Here is a 20,247-nt window from a genome sequence, read left to right as displayed (position 1 = left end):
CTCTAAACCAATGGGATTATCTGACTCGCTACACCAGCGATGGCAGGATGCCGATCGATAACAACATTCTGGAGCGGGATATCAGGGTCTTTGCCACCGGAAGAAAATCGTGGCTGTTCAGCGATACCGCCGACGGAGCCAAGGCCAGCGCAGTGATCTATAGTTTGATGCTGACGTGCCGCGCCTGTGGCGTCGACCCACTCACTTGGCTGCGCCACGTGCTTGCAGAGTTGCCGCAGCGCGACGAAGCGGCCGAGATCGGCGACTTGCTACCGTTCAACTTCTCCAAAACATCCGTGGCCTAGTGGAGCCGGATATCGCTCCCCATGCGGGGGCGATTTAGCCGTGAAGCAAGCCGTCAATGCGCATGGAAAATCGCGCTTACGAATAGAGTGAGTTCGCGGCCTAAAACAATCGTCGCCAACTCGCGCCGAGAAGTCCGCCCATGGGGCGTATTCGGTTAACCGTTGGCGGGCGCCAATAAATGCAAATCTCAATGATAATGCCCAAACCTGTGAGCTCAGAAACGCCGTTGCCGTTGGCTCGGCGACCCATTTGGGATGCAAAGCAACCGGCTTTTCTATTGAAAGTGCCGAGCGCGCCAACGCTCGTGCTCATTGATCGGAGCTTCGAGCAACGGGGCAAGGCCAGGGCGCGCGGTGAAGATCCACGATGTATAAAGCAGGACACCTTGTGTTGACTCCGCACCGCACTCGGCAGAAAAGAGCTATTGATGAAGGAAGGATTTATCTATGGCTGACGAGAGTAGCATAGGAACGGCTGTTGGCGTTGTCGAGACGAGTAACGAAGTGAAGGCATCTCCGTCTAGGAAACAAGTGTCACGTCGGGCTAGGAAGCACAGCCCTCAGGAAAGAACTGAGAAACTGAGGCTGATCGAGACGCAGATAAGTGACGGCAAAAACACGCTCAAGGGCGCTGTCGAAGACGCCGGCATATCGGAACAAACCTACTATTTGTGGAAGCGGGCACTCAAGCTCGCTGAGCACGTAGAAGAAAAGCCTATTCCGATAGATCACGAATTGGCAGATCTTGCTCAGCTCGAGCGGGAAAATCAGAGGCTTCGCGGTATCCTAGCGGAGAAACTGCGCGCGGAAAATGCCGAACTTCGCAAACGGCTTGCGTTGAATTAAGCAAATCCATGGCTCACCCGTTACTATGCGATATAAAGAGGGACGTCTTGCCTTGGGGGCGCTCAATTGATACCGAAATCAGTTGAGTGTTGCCTTGTGAGGTTTAGGAGAAACTGATGGAAGATGGGGACGCTTTGTGCCCGCCAGTTGAAGCGTGCGGGTAGAGGCTGTACTTGTGATTCGATGCGACTAGCGCCGCACTGATCGTGGTTCAGTTCGAACGGGATATCTAAGGTTGAGATTACATGAAAACGCCACAACGGACATTCGTTGTTGAATTCAAATCGGGGAGACGGCAGTCGAAGTCGCGCACGAGCTCAATATGGGGGGACACCAACCTCAAGGCATTGGCGCGCGAAGTGGCGGATAACGCTTCCCATCTCTTCAATCAGATCGAACCTGATGTGGTGCCCAAGGAAAACGAGGCGCTGGTGCCTGCGGCGGTTGATGCATGTTCTGTCAGCGAGCGCGCCGGCAATCTCGAAAGAGCAGAGCTGAAGGTAACAACGGCTGATAGCGGAGCGGTTGAAGGGCAGGTCGAGAGCAATACCGATCATCCGGTTGGCGAAGTTGTTGCCCAAACGCAAGCGGCAGAACCTTTCCCCCAGGTTGACAAAGCGCCTGGGAGGGCACGCAAGAGCCGCTCAACCCGGCCCGTAACCCACACGCCCCTACCTGAGCAGAAGAGTGCGGATAAGAAGGCAAGCCTGCACTCCAAGTCAGCCAGCGTTCCGACGATCGTGGATGAGATTGCCGCCCTTGATGCAGAAAACAAAAAGCTCAAGAAACTGCTGGCCGAACACCTTCATGCCCAAAACCTAGAGCTCAAGAGGATGCTAGGCCGCTTCCAAGGCGTATGACGAAACGGCACTTTACCTGTGAGACGCGTCGGGTCCGTCAAGCCATGTCCCCTGTGCCGTGGTAAGGAGTTTCACTGCGGTGCACCGGGCCGTTTTGCGCTTGGTTTATGCCGGAGCGCCCGTTCAGATCTGCGATCTTTGCAATGGTTGCGCAAGGCCCGCCGAACCGGCGGGCGAACCTCTGGGTCACAGATACCGCTGCTTGTTTGCGGACATTGCCGACGGCTGCCTTGTGCAGCATGCATGCCTCCCAGAAGGCTACCATTTCTCCACGCTGGCTCCGCGCCGATAATGCCGGAGAAGTGAAGATCGGCGTGCCCATTTGTCGCCCCTTCCACCACGCAACGCCCTCGCGCGACCTACGTTCTGAGTTTTTTGCATCTCGGCGACGATGCTGAAGTGGAACTTCACCTCCACGCGCTGCACCCTCTTCTCCAAGGCGCTTGCCCGTGAATTTACGCCCCTGGGGTATATGGTCGAATGTTGTCGCCCCGGCACACGTTCGTACATAACTGTAGGATCGTCCCGGCGGATTGTCTGCCCAATTGAGCGGTTACCACAGGCCGCAGCGGTCAGAAGCCCGCGAACGGAAAACTGTTCCAGACACTTCTGTCTCGCTACTTGGATGTCAAATCGCCCCATGTCACTCTCTTCAATTTTTGCCGTATCGCGGGCATCTGGCAAACCGGCTCCTTATCTTCTTTCGCTGCAGGCGACGGCGAAATTTTCTTCGCTGTCATTTAAATTACATGTAATGCAAGTAATAGCCGACTAGTTGAGGAAAAAACGCCCACAACGGCTAACAGATGTAGGCATCCAAATGCAAGAAATATCATACATCAGCACCCGCTCCGACCAACGCGGGGGCCCTGGTCGCACAATTGAAACTGCACCTACGACATCACCCGCAGCATCCTCGTACAATGAGTGGGACCCATTGGAAGAAGTCATCATCGGTGTGATCGATGATGCAGTGGTGCCCGCGTGGAACGTCGAGGTTGAGGCGACAATGCCCGCGAAAAACCGTGCTTTCTTTGTTGAGCAGGCCGGCCAGTACTTTCCAAGCGACCATGTACGTGCGGCCCGCGATGAGCTGGAAAGCTTTGCCGAGATCATCGCATCGCGTGGTATTAAGGTTCGCCGTCCTGCGCTCCTTGATTACAGACAACCTTTTTCGACGCCAAACTGGAGCAGCAAAGGCGGGCTCTATGGCGCCATGCCCCGCGATGTCCTTCTCGTCGTCGGCGACTTGATCATTGAGTCCCCCATGGCATGGCGGTCTCGCTACTTCGAAGCCGATGCTTATCGGGAGCATTTGGTTGACTATTTCAAATCCGGATCCCGTTGGATCAGCGCACCGAAACCCCAACTCAAGGACGACGGATACCGGGCGGACTACGATCCGGAAACGCCGTGGGAAACAAAGAGATATGTAACGGCTGAAGCGGAACCCCTATTTGATGCGGCCGATTTTATCCGCTGTGGACGTGACATCTTCGCTCAGCGCAGCCATGTGACCAACGAACTGGGAATTGACTGGGTGAGCCGACATGTTGGTAACGAGCATAAGGTGCATGTCGTTGACGTAACCGATTCCTCTCCTATGCACATCGATGCCACATTCATGCCGCTGGCTCCCGGAAAGCTTCTCGTCAATCGCAAGAGAGTGGGCACCATCCCACCTCAGTTCTCCTCTTGGGACATCCGATTTGCGCCGGAGCCGACTATCCCAGATGACCACCTTCTCTACATGTCGAGCGCCTGGCTGACGATGAACGTTTTCATGCTGAACCCGAACACCGTCGTCGTGGAAGCGGAAGAATGGCCCCTCGTCAGGCTGTTCGAGGAGTGGGGGTTCGACGTCGTTCGCGTGCCGTTTCGCAACGTCATGCGTTTCGGGGGCTGCTTTCACTGCGTCACGGCGGATACCCGTCGCGAAGGATCCCTCCAAGCCTATTTCTGATCGTTTCCAGCGCATCCAAAGCTAGCATGCAACGGAGGAGCGCACCGGCGCACCTCCGCTTATCAAGCAGGTTTCTCGACAGGCCGCGACATCGGGCGGCCTGTCGAGCGCTTGTCTTCGTCAGTTCCATTCAGAGACGATCGGAAACATGATGAATGCGGTCAATCAAAACCCCATGCGGCTGATAGCGTCTATCGCTGAACACGCCAGGGCCCGTCCAACCTCGATCGCGGTGATCGAAGGAAAGCAGCATCTAAGCTACGATGAGCTTTTCGCCCGCGCCCAAGACCTGGCTCAAAATCTAAGATCCAGCGGGGTCTTGCCAGATGAAGCGGTGGGGCTGGTGGCCAAACGGGGCATTTCGACGGTTGTTGGAATGCTCGCAATATTTCTGGCCGGTGCGAAATATGTTCCGTTGGATCCCGGTTACCCGACGGAGCGATTGGCCGAGATCGTTTTGAATACCCGCATCACGCGCGTTGTGGGGGCAGCCAAGTGGAGCCAGCCATTCCTGGATCTAGGCATTGATTTCATGGATGCCCAGGGCTCGAGTTCCAAGCGGCTGGAACTCGAACTTCCGCTTTCCGTACCGTCGAACGGTGCCTATGTCATCTACACATCCGGCACCAGTGGCCGGCCCAAAGGTGTCGAGATTCCAAGACAAGCCCTGGACCATTTTTGTCAGGTCGATGCTGCTCTCTACGACCTTTCTCGTGATGACCGGGTACTGCAGTTCGTGTCGATTTCATTCGATGCCAGTGTCGAGGAAATCTTTCCGCCGCTCAGCGTCGGAGCAACGGTCGTGATCCGCGATGACGGCATGATCGCCTCGCCTTTGGCATTCTTGGAAGAATGCCAAGAACTGAAATTGACGGTTCTCCATCTGCCGACGGCCTATTGGCATGAGTTGGTCGACGCCTTGGTGGCGGAAGACTTGACGCTTCCGTCGTTCATTCGGCTAGTCAGTGTTGGGGGCGAAAAGATCAGTAACGAGCGAGTGCGGGCGTGGCGCGCCTTATCCTCGGCACGCCACGTCAGATTGCTGAACGCCTATGGACCAACCGAGGTAACTGTCATTGCAACTTGCGACGAACTCGCAGGCCCACGCGTTGGTGAATCTGACGATCCGACGCCGTCCATTGGTCGCCCCTTGGGCGGCATGCTCGTCCGCATAGAAAGCGAAATCGAGTGTGCTGTCGAAGTCGGAGAAGTGGGTGAGCTTCTGTTGGGGGGGCCTCAGACAGCGATAGGCTATGTTGGCCAGCCCGAGCTTACCGCCGCGAAGTTTGTGACCCGCGCCGACGGACATCGTTACTACCGAACGGGCGACAGGGTACGCCTGAGACCAGATGGGCGCTTGGAATATCTGGGTCGCGTCGATCGGCAAGTCAAAGTTCGCGGGTACCGTGTCGAATTGGCAGCTGTTGAAGAAGCAATCGTCGAGCATTCCGGCGTCAACGAGGCCGTCGTTTGTCTCAACGAGCAGGCCCAAGCACTTTGGGCATTCGTGCTTGGCGACACTGCCCTTTCGACCACATCGCTCGAAGAGCATCTGCGCCGACGACTTGCCCCACACATGGTGCCGTCGCGCCTCATGCGGGTTGAACGATTACCACGGACAGACCGTGACAAGATCGATACTGCAGAACTCATAAGACAGTATTCGCAGTCATTGGCACCTGCCAGACCGGAAACCGGGGAAGTGACGCTCGCGGGGATCATCCGAGAGGTTCTTGGCTGCGACGTGAGCACTCCCCATGATACAATCTTTGCACTGGGTGCGCATTCCCTGTCGGTCATGCGGATTGCTTCCCGCATCCACCGAGATTTCGGAGTGAGGATTTCACCCGGAGACGTATACCTCAACCCTACGATCTCTGAACTGGAGGCTTTCATCGCGGAACAGCCGCGCGCAGAGGTCCGCGGTATTGTCGAAAATGCCGACGAACCCGTATCGCTGACGGAGTTTCAGCGTGATGTGTGGCTGGCCGAGCAATTGATGCCCGGTACTGCGATGCATACAATCTGCGCTCGCTTCAAAATCACTGGTGAAACAGATCCATCGGCAGTCTCGAGGGCGCTGAACATCATTGTCCAAAGACACGACGCGCTGAGGGCGGTTTTTCGTTGCGGTGACGGCGGTCCGGAAGTGACGTTTGCGCCGGAAGCACCGCAATTCGAATACAAGGTCGCTGATCTTCGAGACGCCCGTCCGGACGAACAGGGCGCTTGCTTGGGCCGCCTGATAGACAGCCGGGCACAGACGGTCTTCGAGATCGAAGCCGGCCCATTGCTCGCCGCAACTTACGTACATCTTGCGGATCATTACTCGGAATTGATCGTTGCGGTACATCACATCGCCTTCGACGGGTGGTCGACATATCTCCTCGCTCGCGAGTTGGCAGATATTCTCGGCGATCAAACGCTGCCGGCGCCACGCCCGTTCAAAGACCATCTCCTGGACGTAGCTGCTCGTGCAAAGCAAGCCGACAACGCTGCGGTTCAAAGCTTTTGGATTGAAACACTGGCGGGCGCCCGCACGCAGGTCGAATTTCCGCTCGACCATGCCCGACCAAAGACCAGATCGTTCAATGGCGCACGATTGAAGTCGATCATCCCAGAGTCCTTGTTCTGCAAGATTGAAGACGTTGCCCGAACGGCCGGCACAACGACATACGCGATAGTTCTCGCCTGCCTGTACGTCGTCCTGTCACGATCGACCGGAACGCGTGATGTCACGATATTGACGCCCGTCGCGAACCGGGACGACGCTTACAGCGAGACGACAATCGGAGCGCTTGTAACGGTTCTTCCCATCCGATTGTCGCTGCACCCGAACTTGACGTGGCAGGGCGCGTTCGTTCACGTACGTGAGACCGTCTTGAGCGCCATAGACAACAAAGCTGTCACGATATCGCAGGCAATGAAACGAGCCGGCATTCTATCACGGCCCGATCGGGGCCCATTGTCGCAAGTGATGCTTATCCTTCAGAATACGCCGGTTGCTGCGGCCCAATGCGGCGCTTTGCGTATCGATCACGTCGAAACAGGCTTTGCGGGATACAGTCGCCTCGACCTCACCTTCAGCCTCGATATTCTGGCTACAGGTGCAAATCTGTACCTGGAATACGCTTCCGAACTCTACGAGGAAGCGACGGCTCAGGCGCTGCTGACGTCGATGATTGATCTTATGTCGACAGCTGTTGAACACGTCGGCAGTCGTATAGATACGATTGAAGCAGCAATTACGTCAGGGTCTTGCAGGACGCCGGCGTCGCAAGCGATCGGGCGCGCAGCTTCAATCCAGACGGTATTGTCCCGCATGGAGTCCCATGCGCGAGAATTTCCCAACGACCTGGCCGTGACCCTTGGACGGGAAACGATAAGCTATGAAGCTCTGAACGCCAAGGCGAATGCGATTGCGAATGTCCTCGTTGAGCGAGGCGTATCATCTGGTCAGGTTCTGGCCCTGCACATGGCTCGCACCCCGTTGTTGTTCGCCGCGCTCCTTGCAGTTTGGAAGGTCGGCGGGGTCTTCCTCCCCATCGATCCGGAATATCCGCTAGAGCGCAGACGCTTGTTGATCGATGATGCCGGCCCTGTGGCCGTCATCGTCTGCGGGCGACAAAACACTGAAGAGCTTGGTGATGTCGCCCTCATCGACGTGGGCGCAATAGGAGCATCCGGTGACGTTCCATCCGAAATCAGTACAAATCTCGAGGATAGCGCTTATCTGATTTATACGTCGGGCACGACCGGGCAGCCGAAGGGCGTCGTTGTATCGCAATCGAGCCTGGCCCACCAATTGTACGCGTGGGCCGAGGCCTACCGGCTGGAACCACGTCAACGGCACCTCCAAGTCGCCAGTTCATCGTTCGACGTATTCATAGGGGAAACCACTCGCGCACTGGGAACGGGCGGACACTTGGTCATATGTCCGCGTGAGGTCCAACTTGATCCCAAGGCGCTCTTCGCGCTGATGGAGGTGGAGAAAATAGAGTTTGTCGAGCTCGTTCCCACGGTTCTTCGAGAATTCATGGCGCACGTCGAAAAGGAAGGAAACGTGCTTGGCAGCGTACGACTGCTGGCAGTCGGTGGCGAGGCATGGAGGGTGCACGAATACCGTCGGGCCCGGGGGATACTTGCTCCCGACGCGCGTCTGGTGAATTCATATGGTGTAACGGAAGCAACCGTCGACAGCGCGTACTTCGAAGGCGATGTGGAAGGATTTTTAGATGAAGCTCCGGTGCCAATCGGAAGGCCATTTGACGGGTCACACCTTTATGTACTCGATGTCGATCAACGCGAAGTCCCCCCCGGCGGAGTTGGGGAACTCTGGATCGGAGGAATGGGAGTTGCGCAGCGCTACCATAACAGGCTGAAACTCACGGAAGAACGTTTTCGCGGCGACCCGTTCATAGATGATGATGACGCACGTATTTACAGGACTGGCGACCGGGCGTGCCGGCGCCTGGATGGCCTTATTGAGGTCCTGGGTCGCATGGACGAGCAACTGAAATATAATGGTCATCGGATAGAACCCGGCGAAATCGAAGCGGCGTGTTCCGCAATACCTTGTGTTCTGGCAGCTGCGGTGGATGTACGCGCCGGACGTCACTTGGTCGCATATATCGTTGTGCGCCCCGGTTATGAAACGCCGCTACTTGTCGAGATCCGCGATGCCGTTAGTCGGATCCTCCCGCGTCACAGCATTCCGACCCAGGTGATGGTCGTTGAACAGTTGCCCAAAACGCCGAACGGTAAGCTCGACCGTCGCGCGCTTCCCGACCCCGACGGTTCGTTGAGGTTGAGCGAAATCCAGTTGCTTCCTGCCAGCGCCGTTGAGCAGAGCCTTGCAGACATTTGGGCAACCTTGCTCGAAACCGAGTGCGTCTACCTGAATGACTGTTTCTTTGAACTCGGAGGAACTTCCTTTACTGCCCTTCGCCTGACACGCGCTGTCGAAGCTCGGTTTGGCCAAAGGTTAGCGCTTCTGGATATCTATCGGCACACCCGCCTCGTTGATCTGGCCGCACACCTCGAAGACATCATGAACGCGCCACGTGGGGCTTCGCCTGCCAACCGTCTTCTTCACGAGCTGCAAAAACCCGATGAGTCGAGCACTCGCACGCTGGTTTGTATCCCCTATGCGGGCGCCCAAGCGGCCGTGTTCCAGCCGATGGCCAAAGCGCTTGGACCCGACTGGCAGGTGCTGGCTCTGCAGATTCCCGGCCGAGATTGGTCCCGCGCAGACGAAGCCATGATTTCTTTCGATCAGCTTGCTGCACTATGCCTCCAGGAACTGCAACAGCTCTCGGGCACGATATTTCTCTATGGCCATTGCCATGGGGGTGCTCTGACGATTGAGTTGGCACGACGAGCGGAAGAATTGGGGATAAAAATCGAGGGTGCCGTAATCGGAGCAATGTTCCCGATGTCCCGCATGCCCGGACGCTTGTTTGACTGGCTTTACCGGAAATTGCCGATCGACAGGCTGGTTTCCGATAGAGCGATACTTGAAGAGATACGGGCCCTTGGTGGTGGGCTCGACGAACACGCAAACGGGGAGGAACAGGCTTTTGTCATGCGTGCTGTACGCCATGATGCACGCGCGCTTGAAGAATACTTTGCGCGAACATTGACGTCAGATATTCAGCGCTTGCGGGCACCCGTCCTTTCGGTCGTTGGCGAGCGAGATCGCGTCACCGAGCTTTACACGGAGCGATACGAAGAATGGCGGCATTATGCCGATGATGTTAGCCTCAGGGTCATACCCAAGGCTGGTCACAGTTTCCTTACCCATCAGGCCGATCAACTGGGACAGATCATCGACGAATGGCAGCCTTCGCGTCACGACCGGGCAGACTCCGTTGTGAGCTCACACTTCGGTGTGGTCCAGAAGATGGCGAAGCCTCTGGCACCCATGCGGGATTTCTGGATTGTAGCATTCGGCCAATTCGTTTCACTGATCGGCACGTCCCTCACGCAACTCTTCTTGAGCATTTGGGTATTCCAGTCGACGGGCCGCGTTACAGACTACGCCTTCTTAAGCGCGATTTCGTTGTTGCCGGGTATTCTTATCGGTCCTTTGGCAGGTGCCGTTGCCGACCGCTATGATCGCAGACTTATCCTGCTGCTTTCCGATATGGCTTCGGGGTTGGCAACGCTTGGCCTCATTGGCATCACGTTGACGAGCGGCCTGCACATTTGGCATGTATACGCATTCTGTGCGGTCTCTTCAGTCGCAAATGCCTTCCAGCGGCCGGCCTATCTTGCGGCAATTGCCCAGCTCGTCCCGAAGGCCTTCTTGGGGGCTGCGAATGGGATCACACAGATTGGTGGAGGAGCCGGCGTCCTGGCTGGGCCGCTCCTTGCGGGGGGCCTGATTGGGGCATTGAATTTGAGCCAGGTCCTTTTGGCCGATTTGTCGACTTTTGCGATCGCCCTTATCACTCTCGTTGTCGTGAGAATTCCCAATAGGCTCTTTAGACGGCGTGAAGAGACTATGCGGTCCCAGCTACGCAATGGCTGGCGATATGTCGCCCTTCGCCCCGGATTGCTGTCGGCCCTGAAGTTCTTCGTCATCGACCATCTTATTTATATGACAGGGTTCTCGCTTATTGTGCCGATAGTTCTCATCGAACATGGTGCGTCTACTTTGGCGGCGGTTTTGGCTGCCGGAGGTGCAGGAACCGTCTGTGGCGCCGTGGCGCAGTCCATTTGGGGTGGCACTAGGCGGCGGACCGAAGGCATAGTTTTCTTCATGATGATCAATGCGGTTGCCCTTGTGATGTTCGGCTACGCCCAAGACCCTCTGGCCCTCGCTGCAGCCATGTTCGCTATGGGTGCAAGCGAAGCGCTTATAAACGGGCACTGGATTTCGCTGGTCCAAATCAAAGTCGGGCTCGAATTGCAGGGGCGTGTCCTTTCGATCTTCATTGCCGCCATGACCCTCACGATGCCGCTCGGCTATCTCATTATGGGCCCCCTAGCCGACCTTCTTTTTCGCGCTGCACTGCTCGACGGCACACCGCTTGCGCAGGCAATAGGTGACTGGTTTGGAACCGGTCCCGCTCGAGGTCTCGCATTCGTCGTTACTATATCCGGGCTGCTTCTGATGGCCTGGTCATTGATAGGTGCGTTTAATTCCGTCTTTATGGCGATTGAAGCTACTTTGCCTGACGCAGTGCCTGACGCTGAGATTGAGGATCGTGACACGATCCAGAAGCGGGCCGATGCAGCCTTTGTCGACAAATCCTAATGATGCCTTGGAAGTAAGAGACCGACAGCGGGTCAGTTTGGGCAACCACGTTGGCGTTAACCAACTTGAGTCAGCAGACAAAAGGTATCGTTCCTTAACACGATCCGAAAGCCACTGTCGTGCCAACGCACGCAACCGACTCCTGGATGCGCCCTACTGTGATGCAGCTTGCTTCTTCGATACGGTGTATCGTTCTATTTATTGTATTGAAAACCATAAGGTCATCGGTTAGGAATGACCTGATGCAAAAAGATGCATCCCCCGCTAGACCTATGGGACCGACTCGAGCCCGTCGCAAAACCCGCTCCGGTTCCACTCTCTCGAAAAATGAATCTCGATTGCGCAATCAGGTTCGCAGACGGCGGGTTGGATGCGGTTTCCTTTGCGGGAAGTTGCCGACGAGTGGTGCGACAAAACGCATCCCTATCTTCTCAAGAAGATTTCAACGGGGCGATTTCCAACAATCGAACGCGTAGGCGACGATGCACCCCACGATAGGCGAGGACATTATCCAAGCGGGGTTCGACGCGGTTTTGATCGGTATCGAACACAGGTTGGCGCAGCCGGCAATACCTGATGCTCAGTAGGGATAATCTACTCTTCTGGTCTTTCATCGGGATAGCGGTCGTTGCGGGCGGATTGCTCTATACGTTGGCGTTTCAAAGGTTATCCTGGATTGGACCTGTTTACTTCCTGGCAATGGCCAGCCCGATAGCGTTTCTTGAGCGCGGCCGCTCCACTCAGACAATACGTGATCGACTGAACGCGCTTTCTACGCCGGCACTCTTCATATCCAAGGTCGTTGTTTACAATGCCGTCTTCTTTGTCAGCTGCGCTGGGGTGGGGACTATTCTTTGGCTTGTTTCGGTTGGCCCATCTACATGGAGCGACGCATCGATCCTCCCCCTGCACGGTGCCTTCGCCTCGCTTTGTCTTTCTGCGGTCCTTGTCTTTATCATCCGGATACGTGATCTGGTTGGACATGAGAATTTCACCTCGCTGATGCTCGGTACCTACCGCCTGCCTGTGGAGGAAGACCGGATATTCCTGGTCGTTGATTTAATCGGCTCGACTCGATTTTCCGACCAACATGGCGGCCTGCAGACGATGCTCTACCTTAGGGATATTTTTGCCGCTATAGCCGAACCTGTTCAGCGTTATCGCGGCGCAATCCACGACTACATAGGTGACGCCGTTCTTATAACATGGCATTTGCAGCCGGGCATTCGAGACGGCGCGTGCTTAAGGTGTCTCGTAGAAATTCTTGATGCGGTTAACTCTCTGAGTGATACATGGACCGAGCGCTTCGGCGCGCAGCCGGGATTGCGACTCGTTCTTCATTCTGGCCGCGTGACCGTAGGAGAAATAGGCAGGTACAATACAAAGATCACATTCTTTGGTGACGCTATAAATACGGTCTCACGCATGGAACAGATCTGCAAGCAACGAGACGCGCGGATGCTTATTTCGCGTTGTTTGCTTCGCCAGCTGCCGCCAGTGGAACATATTGCGGCAACTGATGTAGGGCGCGTCGAAATCAAGGGACGGTCTAAGCCCCTAGAGGTCCTTGAGCTGCACATATTGAATTCTCGATGCCCTCCGCTTGATCACGCTTCAAACCCCGGATGAACACTCGCGGCAGCTCCCCACCAATTCCGCAGCGACGCTGTTTTTTGCTGAGCCGAACGGGGCAGGGTGAATTGGGACGGCATTGGATATGCATCCCTCAAGGCAAGCCGGTCTTAAACCCCTTTCTCGAACCTGCGGCGCGATCTGGTGCTTCAGCATATTGCAGGGAGACGATTGCGGTGCAGAACATCTGCTTAGCGCTGAGAAACCCATATATGTTGCTGGTACCGGGTAAGCACTGGGAGAAGAATTAGGCCGGCCCGCGATCTGCTCTGATTGTGCGTCAGCGACCGTGGAGGCGCTTCTGAACAGGCAAGTTCCTGCTACAGCTGCTCTTGAACATTTCTAGGCATGGATTAAAGCGGGTCGGGCTAAGGGTGGATGTGCGCGAGGCGATATTGAAATGACTATTTGCTTTTGGAACGAGGATAACGCTTCAGAGGCGGCCCGTCTCCTGCAGGTGATCGCCCATCCGAAACGACTGTTGCTGCTGAGCATTCTGGTCGAACGGCAGTTGTCGGCGAGTAAACTTGCCGCAGCGATTGGAATTAGCCAACCTACAGTTTTCAGGCACCTGTATCGGCTAGAGGATCTCGGGCTAATATCGATCAATTCAAGCACCAGCAGCATGACATTTGCTATCGCATCGCCAGAAACAGTCGAACTCCTGAAAGTGGTCAAGCTAGCATTGGCGGGGTAGCGGAGAAACGATCAAAAGCCCCGCTACAGCTCTTTACGTTCTCCAGCTCGTCGTTGTGGCTGCGGGCTTCGATAGGGTTCGAAACGCGCCCTCATGCATTTATGCTCGTAAAAAAGCAACATCCCAACTCTGGAAATTCGAATGCTTAGACGATGGCCCCTTCGCCTATCCGTAAGTAAGGGGCCTTTTTTTTGCAACGACTTGGTCACGACCTGTGCATCCACCATCACGAATAGCCCGACTTATGTCAGGGCGCTTCCATGTTTCGCTCTCCTCAATCGGAGTAAGCGTCTGCCCAATCACCCAACTGCCTGTTCCGTAAGCCATTACATAGCGAGGAGAATTGTCCGCCAAACACGCTGGTGTGTTTCATTTTAGCCTGATCGCGTACCGGTTAGTCTCAGCGCACGACGTCATTCCGCACCGCCAGTGCTTTTGCTTCTGGCTATCTCGGATACCTGGCGATCTGGGGAGATTGTTTTTGCCAATTTGGAGCATGGCGTTACATAGGTGGAAAAAACGATCGCCAATCAAGGAGGAAAACCAGATGTGCTCTCAACGATCTCGATCCATAGGACACCAAGTCAATTGGACTGCCCGTCTATATGCGAGAGACATGGATCGGCGATTGAAACCGATCGGGCTTTCCTCTAGCCAGTTGCCAATCCTGCTTGCTCTTGCCGAATCCCAGGCGCTTTCCCAAAAGGGTCTGGTTGCTCGCGCTGCCGTGGAACAGCCTGCCATTGCAAGATTGCTCGATCGTATGGAAAAGGAAGGACTTGTCTACAAAGGGTCCGATCCGTTCGATGGTCGAGCGAATTTGTATAGCCTTACAGAAAAGTCCCGCTCCAAGCTGCCGCTTGTATTCGACGAGATGTTGCGAGGCAACGAGCGTGCGCTTCGGGGGATTGCTGAAGACGAGGTAGAATTGGTGCTTCGGGCGCTGGTGCGCATCAACGTCAATCTCGCGGACGCGGACCTGATACTTCCTGCCCCCTCCAATCGTTAGAAGGTGGGATTCTCCCCGGTGACATTAAGTGTCTTATAGCCGAAAACGCCGCGACGCTCGTACCCGAAGCCCACGTCGCGACCGGTACGCAGGTGGGAAAAATCATTCTGGCCGCTACTGCACGCAGTGGATGAACTCGGAGCATTCTTTCCTCCGTTCCAAGAAACCGCCAGGCGCACTGGGCCATCGGAAGGTCCTCTCCGAAGACCGACAGGTCAGGCTCTCCGGTTCAGGCCGAACGGCACTGTCGACTTAGGAGACTCCAACCGCTTAAGTTCCGTTTCTGCCTCGTCGAGATATCTCCGGGTCAGCGGAACCGCCGTTTGATCAAGCGATAGCTGCAGTTGAAATACCATGAGCCCCTGGTAGCGAAAGGCGGTCTCGCAACAGGCGAGATAGAACTCCCACATTCGCATAAAACGTTCATCGTAGAGTTGAACCGCGTCATCGCGCCGTGCCATGAAGCGCTCGCGCCACGCTTTTAAAGTTTCGGCGTAATGCAGCCGAAGGATTTCGACATCACACACCACAAATCCTTGCCGCTCCAGGGCCGGGAAAACCTCGGAGAGCGTTGGGATATAACCACCTGGGAAGATATATTTCTCAATCCAGGGATTGGTGGCCGACGGAACGTCGAACTGTCCGATCGAATGGAGGACGAACACGCCGTTTGGCTTCAGGAGGCTGCGCGTCTTAGCGAAAAACTCATCGTAATGGCCGACACCGACGTGTTCGAACATTCCAACAGAGACAATGCGGTCGAATTGATCTTCGACGCTGCGATAGTCCTTGAACAGGAAGCGGACCTGGTCAGCAACATTAGTGTTGTTTGCGCGCGCGTTTGAAACGGCATGTTGTTCGGTTGAAAGCGTGACCCCTGTAACATCGGCGCCGGTCACGGCATTTATGTAGAGCCCGAGTCCTCCCCACCCCGAGCCGATATCGAGCACCCGATTGTCCTTCTCAACAAGGAGTTTGGCCGTCAGATGCCTTTTCTTGGCGAGTTGGGCCTCATCCAGTGTCGTTTCTCCATCTTCGAAATAGGCACAGGAGTACTGGCTGTCGCTATCGAGAAACAGTCGGTAGAACTCCCGGTTGAGATCGTAATGATGCGCAACGTTGTCACGCGATTTTTTCGGAGTGTTGAAATGACGAAAACGGCGCAGCAAGAAGTTAACCTTGCGCATGATCGCTGGAACGCCACCGAGCTCGGTGACTTGCGTGTTCTTGAATAGAAGCTCCAGGAAATCGTAGACAGTGCCCTGCGTGATCTCGAGATCGCCATCCATGAACGCTTCGCCGACGGCGAGCTCAGGATTGAAGCACAAAGCGCGCTCTGTGCCTCGTGTCTTGATCCTGAGCGCAACAGAACAAGCGCCTTCGCCGTAGCTGCGGCTCCTGCCGGAAGCGTAGGTCACATCCAGACGGCCGATTCTGATAATTCGGTTCAACAGCGGGTGCAGAAGAACTTCCATTGTCTCTTATCCATTCAAGGGGCGTGACGCCCGGGTCCTGCGCTTCAAAACTCAATGACCTGACGTACCGCACTGCCATCATGGAGGCGGTCAAATCCCTCGTTGATCTCTTCCAACTTGAGCCGGCCCGTCAGGAGACGGTTCACCGGTAGCCGCCCGTCACGGTAAAGGGCGATGAAACGGGGAATGTCGCGGACGGGAACGCATGTGCCGATGTAGCTGCCTTTCAACGTCCTCTCCTCGCCAACAAGTTGGACGACGTTGACTGGCAAGGCTGCACCGGGCGGTGGTAGACCCGCCGTGACTGTGATCCCCCCACGCTTGGTCATCTTGAAGGCGTTCTCAAGGGCTCGAACGGAGCCGGCCATTTCGAACGCGTAGTCGGCGCCGCCGGCGGTGATCTCGCGTACCTGCTCGACTGCGTCCTCATCGCGCCCATTCACGACCGCTGTGGCACCCAGCTCTTTGGCAAGCGATAGCTTTTCCGGCGAAAGGTCGACGGCAATGATTTTGCTAGCGCCAGCTGCCCGGGCTCCAAGGACAGCGGCAAGACCGACGCCGCCAAGGCCGATGACAACTGTTGTTGAGCCTGCCGTGACCTTAGCCGTATTAACGACCGCGCCGACGCCTGTAAGTACGGCGCACCCGAACAGCGCCGCTTCCACAAACGGCAGGTCACGATCAATCTTGACCAGGGAATTCCGAGATACCACAGCGTATTCCGCGAATGCAGATACACCGAGATGGTGGTGCACGGATTGGCCGCGGTATTTTAATCTGATGGAGCCACTGACAAGCGTGCCCGCGGCGTTCGATGCGGCCCCTGGTTCGCATAGCGCAGGCCTGCCTTCCGCGCATGGCAGACAATGACCGCAACTCGGCATAAAGACCATTACTACATGGTCGCCTTGCTGAAGGTCTACGACACCTTCTCCCAGCGCCTCTACAATGCCGGCGGCCTCATGCCCCAAAGCCATCGGCATAGGACGGGGCCTGTCGCCGTTGATAACCGAAAGATCGGAGTGGCAAAGGCCGGCTGCGCGGATGCGGACAAGAACTTCACCGGGGCCGGGCGGTGCCAGCTCAATATCCGTAATTGCAAGCGGTTTGTTCTCGGCGTAAGGGCGCGACACATTCATTTCCTGCAGCACTGCAGCTCTTACTTGCATCTTTAAGCCTCCAAGCGATCTGACTGCCTGAGGCATACACAACTGGATTTGCAGCGATAATACGCCGCCTAGACTCAACTGTTTTGAATTGAATTCATGAGTTTTACGTACCCGCCCCGACGGGAGGATCAACGGTTCACCGAGTGTTTTCAGTATCTGTTCCTTTGATTCTCAAGTCTTTTGCACTGAGTGTCGGTAGTAGATCTCAACCAACAGCTTATCTTCGTTGCATCCCACTGCAACCGAAGGAGCATTCGAAATGGTAACCGGAAAAAATCGGACGAAACTTGTTGATGCGGCGCCGCACGCTGCCTTCAATCTGGACGAAATTGCCAAGAGCTTTCCCGAAACAGCGGAGACCCTGCTTCTGGACACTCGTCTCACGGATGAGGATGAGGCCAGCGCACGCGTGTTTCGTGTTTATCAAACAACACCAGCTCATTATCACGCCACTTGCGACGAATATCTGATCATTCTTTCCGGTCGTGGCCGTTTCTTCATGGGCGATCGTGAACCGTTCGAGGTGGGCCCGGGGGAAATGCTGTTCTTCAAGAAGGGCACCGTCCACGGCATGCCTGAAATCCTCGAGCACCCGTTGTTCATGGTCTCCATCGATACGCCGCGCCGGGACCCTGCGGACATTATTTTCGTGGATCCGACGCAGGGCACTCCTACAAGCTTCATAAAGGCGAAAGCATGAGAACGGCTGAACTGGAAATTATCGCCACGTTCGCGGAGGAGCGGCCCGGAAACCCGACCGTGATGAGGGATGGGCGGACCCTCATCTCGGTGTCTGCGGTTGGGGCGCCAAAATTCGCGGTGCGTGCAATCGGGTCAGACGGAAAACATCGCCCCTATCCCAACGAGATCTGGGCGGGCAAGCCGCGCCAGGACGGGAAGGGGATGAGTGGTGTCATCGGCATTCGCACGGACAAGGACGATATCGTGTGGATGCTCGACATGGGCGATGCGGCCAACCAGCCCAAACTGGTTGGCTGGAACGACCGGGAAGATCGCGTTCATCGCATCATTGTCATTCCGCAGAGTGTCTTGCGACCGAGTTCGTTTGCCCAGGATTTCGTCATAGATGGCGACCGCAAGCGAATATACATCGCCGATATGACACTCAACGCCGATGGAGCGAGCGATTTTCCTGCGATTATCGTCGTTGATCTTGAGACAGGCCTTTCCCGTCGAGTGCTTGAAAACCACCCATCGCTACAGCCCGATGACGCGCCGTTAGTGATTGAAGGCAACCCAGTTGAGATGGTCACGCAAGACGGGCGCACAGTCCCCTACCGCTACGGTCTGAACCCAATCGCTATCGATCCGCTCGGGCGATGGGTCTATTTCGGTGCGTTGTCGGGAAAATCGGTCTACAGGATCGATGCCGATGCTCTATCGGACGCCGCCGCCGATCTCAAAACGTTGACAGATGGCGTTAAGTTTTGGTGCGAGAAGCCGCCCTGTGACGGCTTTGATGTAGATGCGAACGGGAATGTCTACATTACCGATATCACCAAAAGTGCCATCGGAATTGCTTCACCTCCCGGCTACCGGGTTCTTGTCGAAGACAAGGAGCTTCTTGGATGGCCGGACGGCGTGGAGTTGGATGTAGAGGGGCGCTGGCTCTACATCAGCAGCAACCAGTTGCATCGCCATCCACTGCTGAACAAGGGCAGCGACCAGAGCCGGCCTCCTTACTATTTGCTGCGCTTGCGCGTGGACGCGCCGATGACCCCGTCATAGAGGGGAGTGCCAGTGCAGTGAAGGCCCATTTCGTGGGTGCATCTTAAGAGCTTAGCGTTAACACGCGCCCGCGGATGTTGATGCGCGGCTGATTGGGCATTTGCTCAGTCAGCTGCTTTAAAGGCCAGAGTCGAGAAACGCCGACGCGCTTACGTTTGATGATCCATGATCACAAAGTCTACCCCGGTGGACGAAACGTTATTTGCATCGGCGGTCTGCTGTGCGTCGGGGCTCCCCGATATTCGTCGAGCAGTTAAGGAAACGCATCCAGCTGCCTGTCCTAGTCTTAGGAAATTGGTTCCAATACTTCATTCTTTGCGACATGCTGTACTAGGAAATCAATGAACGCACGGATGCGAGCTGCAAGATGCTCATGTCCGGCAAAGACGGCATGTATGGTTTCGATGTCGCCTGGATTGTACTCCTCCAGCACCGGAACCAATCTGCCTGCATCTATATCCGGCTGAACGTGGAACTGGCCGACACGCCCCAAGCCCGTACCGGCAAGGCACAGCCTGCGGATAATCATACCGCTGTTGACTGCGGTATTGCCCGAGATGGGTAGCCGGTGGATCTCCGCCGATCCGGGATCGCGGAAGGGCCATTCGTTCAGGTTGCGGCGGAAATTGAAACTGAAACAATTGTGGTTGACAAGATCCTGAGGCGTTTTCGGTACACCCTTGGAATTGAGATATGCTGGAGAAGCAACGACGACCCGCCGGCTCTCCAGGAGCTTTCGCGCTTTCAGGGACGAGTCGTCCAACGCCCCGGAACGGATAGCTATGTCTGTTCGTTCCTCGATCAGGCCAATAATGCCATCGGTCAACGAGACGTCGAGCTGAACGTCGGGATAGATTTCGAGAAACGACGGTATCAACGGGAGGAGGTAGCGCTCGCCAAATCCAACAGACGCGTTTACGCGAAGCAGTCCTCTGGGCAGCATCCTGCCTCCGCCTGATACAATCTGTTCCGTTTCGGTTATCTCAGCCAATATGCGCCGCGCTCGATCGAGATAGACTTCTCCTTCAGGTGTTAGCGTTATCGTCCGGGTGGAACGCACCAGCAGCCGCGTGCCCAACCGATCCTCGATCCGTGTGACCAGCTTGCTGACCGCGGATGGTGAAAGCTTCAACCGACGGCCCGCGGCGGAAAAGCTTTTCAGATCGGCAGCTGCGACAAAGACTTCCATTTCGCCTGTGCGATTATCCATGAATTTCGAAACCTATGAATGTCATTCATAGGTATTTATCCACTGCTCTGGATTATCACTCAAGCCCTTCT

14 protein-coding genes are annotated in these 20,247 nt (G+C 55.8%); 10 read left to right on the top strand and 4 right to left on the bottom strand.

Translation table 11 applies throughout. The features are described 5' to 3' along the window. From BLU15_RS25085 to BLU15_RS25075, 3 genes are all read left to right on the top strand, one after another. Positions 1 to 305 (top strand): IS66 family transposase (locus BLU15_RS25085; protein WP_143034255.1); only part of this gene is annotated, 305 nt, incomplete at its 5' end. Positions 306 to 752: 447 nt separating this feature from the next. Further along, entirely contained in the window at positions 753 to 1,151 is a 399-nt protein-coding gene (locus BLU15_RS25080; RefSeq protein ID WP_090299061.1) for a transposase, read from the top strand. A 245-nt stretch (positions 1,152 to 1,396) separates the two neighbouring features. Then, complete coding sequence (locus BLU15_RS25075) at positions 1,397 to 2,011, top strand: hypothetical protein (protein ID WP_090299058.1); 615 nt, start codon at positions 1,397 to 1,399, stop codon at positions 2,009 to 2,011. Positions 2,012 to 2,048: 37 nt separating this feature from the next. Here the strand turns inward: BLU15_RS25075 and BLU15_RS25070 are convergent, their stop codons facing one another. Beyond that, the gene (locus BLU15_RS25070; RefSeq protein ID WP_143034254.1) at positions 2,049 to 2,252 is read right to left on the bottom strand and encodes a hypothetical protein; all 204 of its coding nucleotides are present in this window, start codon (positions 2,250 to 2,252) and stop codon (positions 2,049 to 2,051) included. 696 nt (positions 2,253 to 2,948) lie between these two features. Between BLU15_RS25070 and BLU15_RS25065 the strand changes: the two genes are divergently transcribed. The 5 genes from BLU15_RS25065 to BLU15_RS39585 all read left to right on the top strand — a co-directional run bounded on the left by BLU15_RS25065 (position 2,949) and on the right by BLU15_RS39585 (position 14,573). Next, entirely contained in the window at positions 2,949 to 3,974 is a 1,026-nt protein-coding gene (locus BLU15_RS25065) for an amidinotransferase (RefSeq protein ID WP_210187463.1), read from the top strand. 151 nt (positions 3,975 to 4,125) lie between these two features. After that, positions 4,126 to 11,235, top strand: coding sequence for a non-ribosomal peptide synthetase/MFS transporter (locus BLU15_RS25060; RefSeq protein WP_210187462.1), 7,110 nt, complete (start codon positions 4,126 to 4,128; stop codon positions 11,233 to 11,235). Between the two features lie 576 nt (positions 11,236 to 11,811). Next, positions 11,812 to 12,864: an adenylate/guanylate cyclase domain-containing protein gene (locus BLU15_RS25055; RefSeq protein ID WP_090299049.1), complete on the top strand. Its 1,053-nt coding sequence runs from the start codon at positions 11,812 to 11,814 to the stop codon at positions 12,862 to 12,864. Between the two features lie 403 nt (positions 12,865 to 13,267). Beyond that, a complete protein-coding gene (locus tag BLU15_RS25050) occupies positions 13,268 to 13,564 on the top strand; it encodes an ArsR/SmtB family transcription factor (protein WP_090299047.1) in 297 nt (98 codons plus the stop codon). Between the two features lie 628 nt (positions 13,565 to 14,192). Continuing rightward, a complete protein-coding gene (locus tag BLU15_RS39585; protein ID WP_176960349.1) occupies positions 14,193 to 14,573 on the top strand; it encodes a MarR family winged helix-turn-helix transcriptional regulator in 381 nt (126 codons plus the stop codon). 215 nt (positions 14,574 to 14,788) lie between these two features. Here BLU15_RS39585 and BLU15_RS25040 read toward each other — a convergent pair whose 3' ends face one another. Next, complete coding sequence (locus BLU15_RS25040; protein ID WP_090299041.1) at positions 14,789 to 16,048, bottom strand: SAM-dependent methyltransferase; 1,260 nt, start codon at positions 16,046 to 16,048, stop codon at positions 14,789 to 14,791. 44 nt (positions 16,049 to 16,092) lie between these two features. After that, on the bottom strand, positions 16,093 to 17,217 hold the full coding sequence (locus tag BLU15_RS25035; protein ID WP_090299039.1) for a zinc-dependent alcohol dehydrogenase family protein: 1,125 nt from the start codon (positions 17,215 to 17,217) through the stop codon (positions 16,093 to 16,095). 259 nt (positions 17,218 to 17,476) lie between these two features. Here BLU15_RS25035 and BLU15_RS25030 point away from each other — a divergent pair, with 259 nt between their 5' ends. After that, complete coding sequence (locus BLU15_RS25030) at positions 17,477 to 17,917, top strand: cupin domain-containing protein (protein ID WP_090299036.1); 441 nt, start codon at positions 17,477 to 17,479, stop codon at positions 17,915 to 17,917. Further along, on the top strand, positions 17,914 to 18,966 hold the full coding sequence (locus BLU15_RS25025; protein ID WP_090299033.1) for an L-dopachrome tautomerase-related protein: 1,053 nt from the start codon (positions 17,914 to 17,916) through the stop codon (positions 18,964 to 18,966). The genes BLU15_RS25030 and BLU15_RS25025 overlap by 4 nt, the downstream gene beginning before the upstream one ends. A 286-nt stretch (positions 18,967 to 19,252) precedes the next feature. Here the strand turns inward: BLU15_RS25025 and BLU15_RS25020 are convergent, their stop codons facing one another. Beyond that, on the bottom strand, positions 19,253 to 20,176 hold the full coding sequence (locus BLU15_RS25020) for a LysR family transcriptional regulator (protein WP_090299030.1): 924 nt from the start codon (positions 20,174 to 20,176) through the stop codon (positions 19,253 to 19,255). Positions 20,177 to 20,247 lie beyond the last annotated feature (71 nt).

The sequence above is a fragment of the Ensifer sp. YR511 genome (assembly GCF_900103045.1).
Taxonomy (GTDB): Bacteria; Pseudomonadota; Alphaproteobacteria; order Rhizobiales; family Rhizobiaceae; genus Ensifer; species Ensifer adhaerens.
This window is presented reverse-complemented; position numbering and strand designations above follow the sequence as displayed.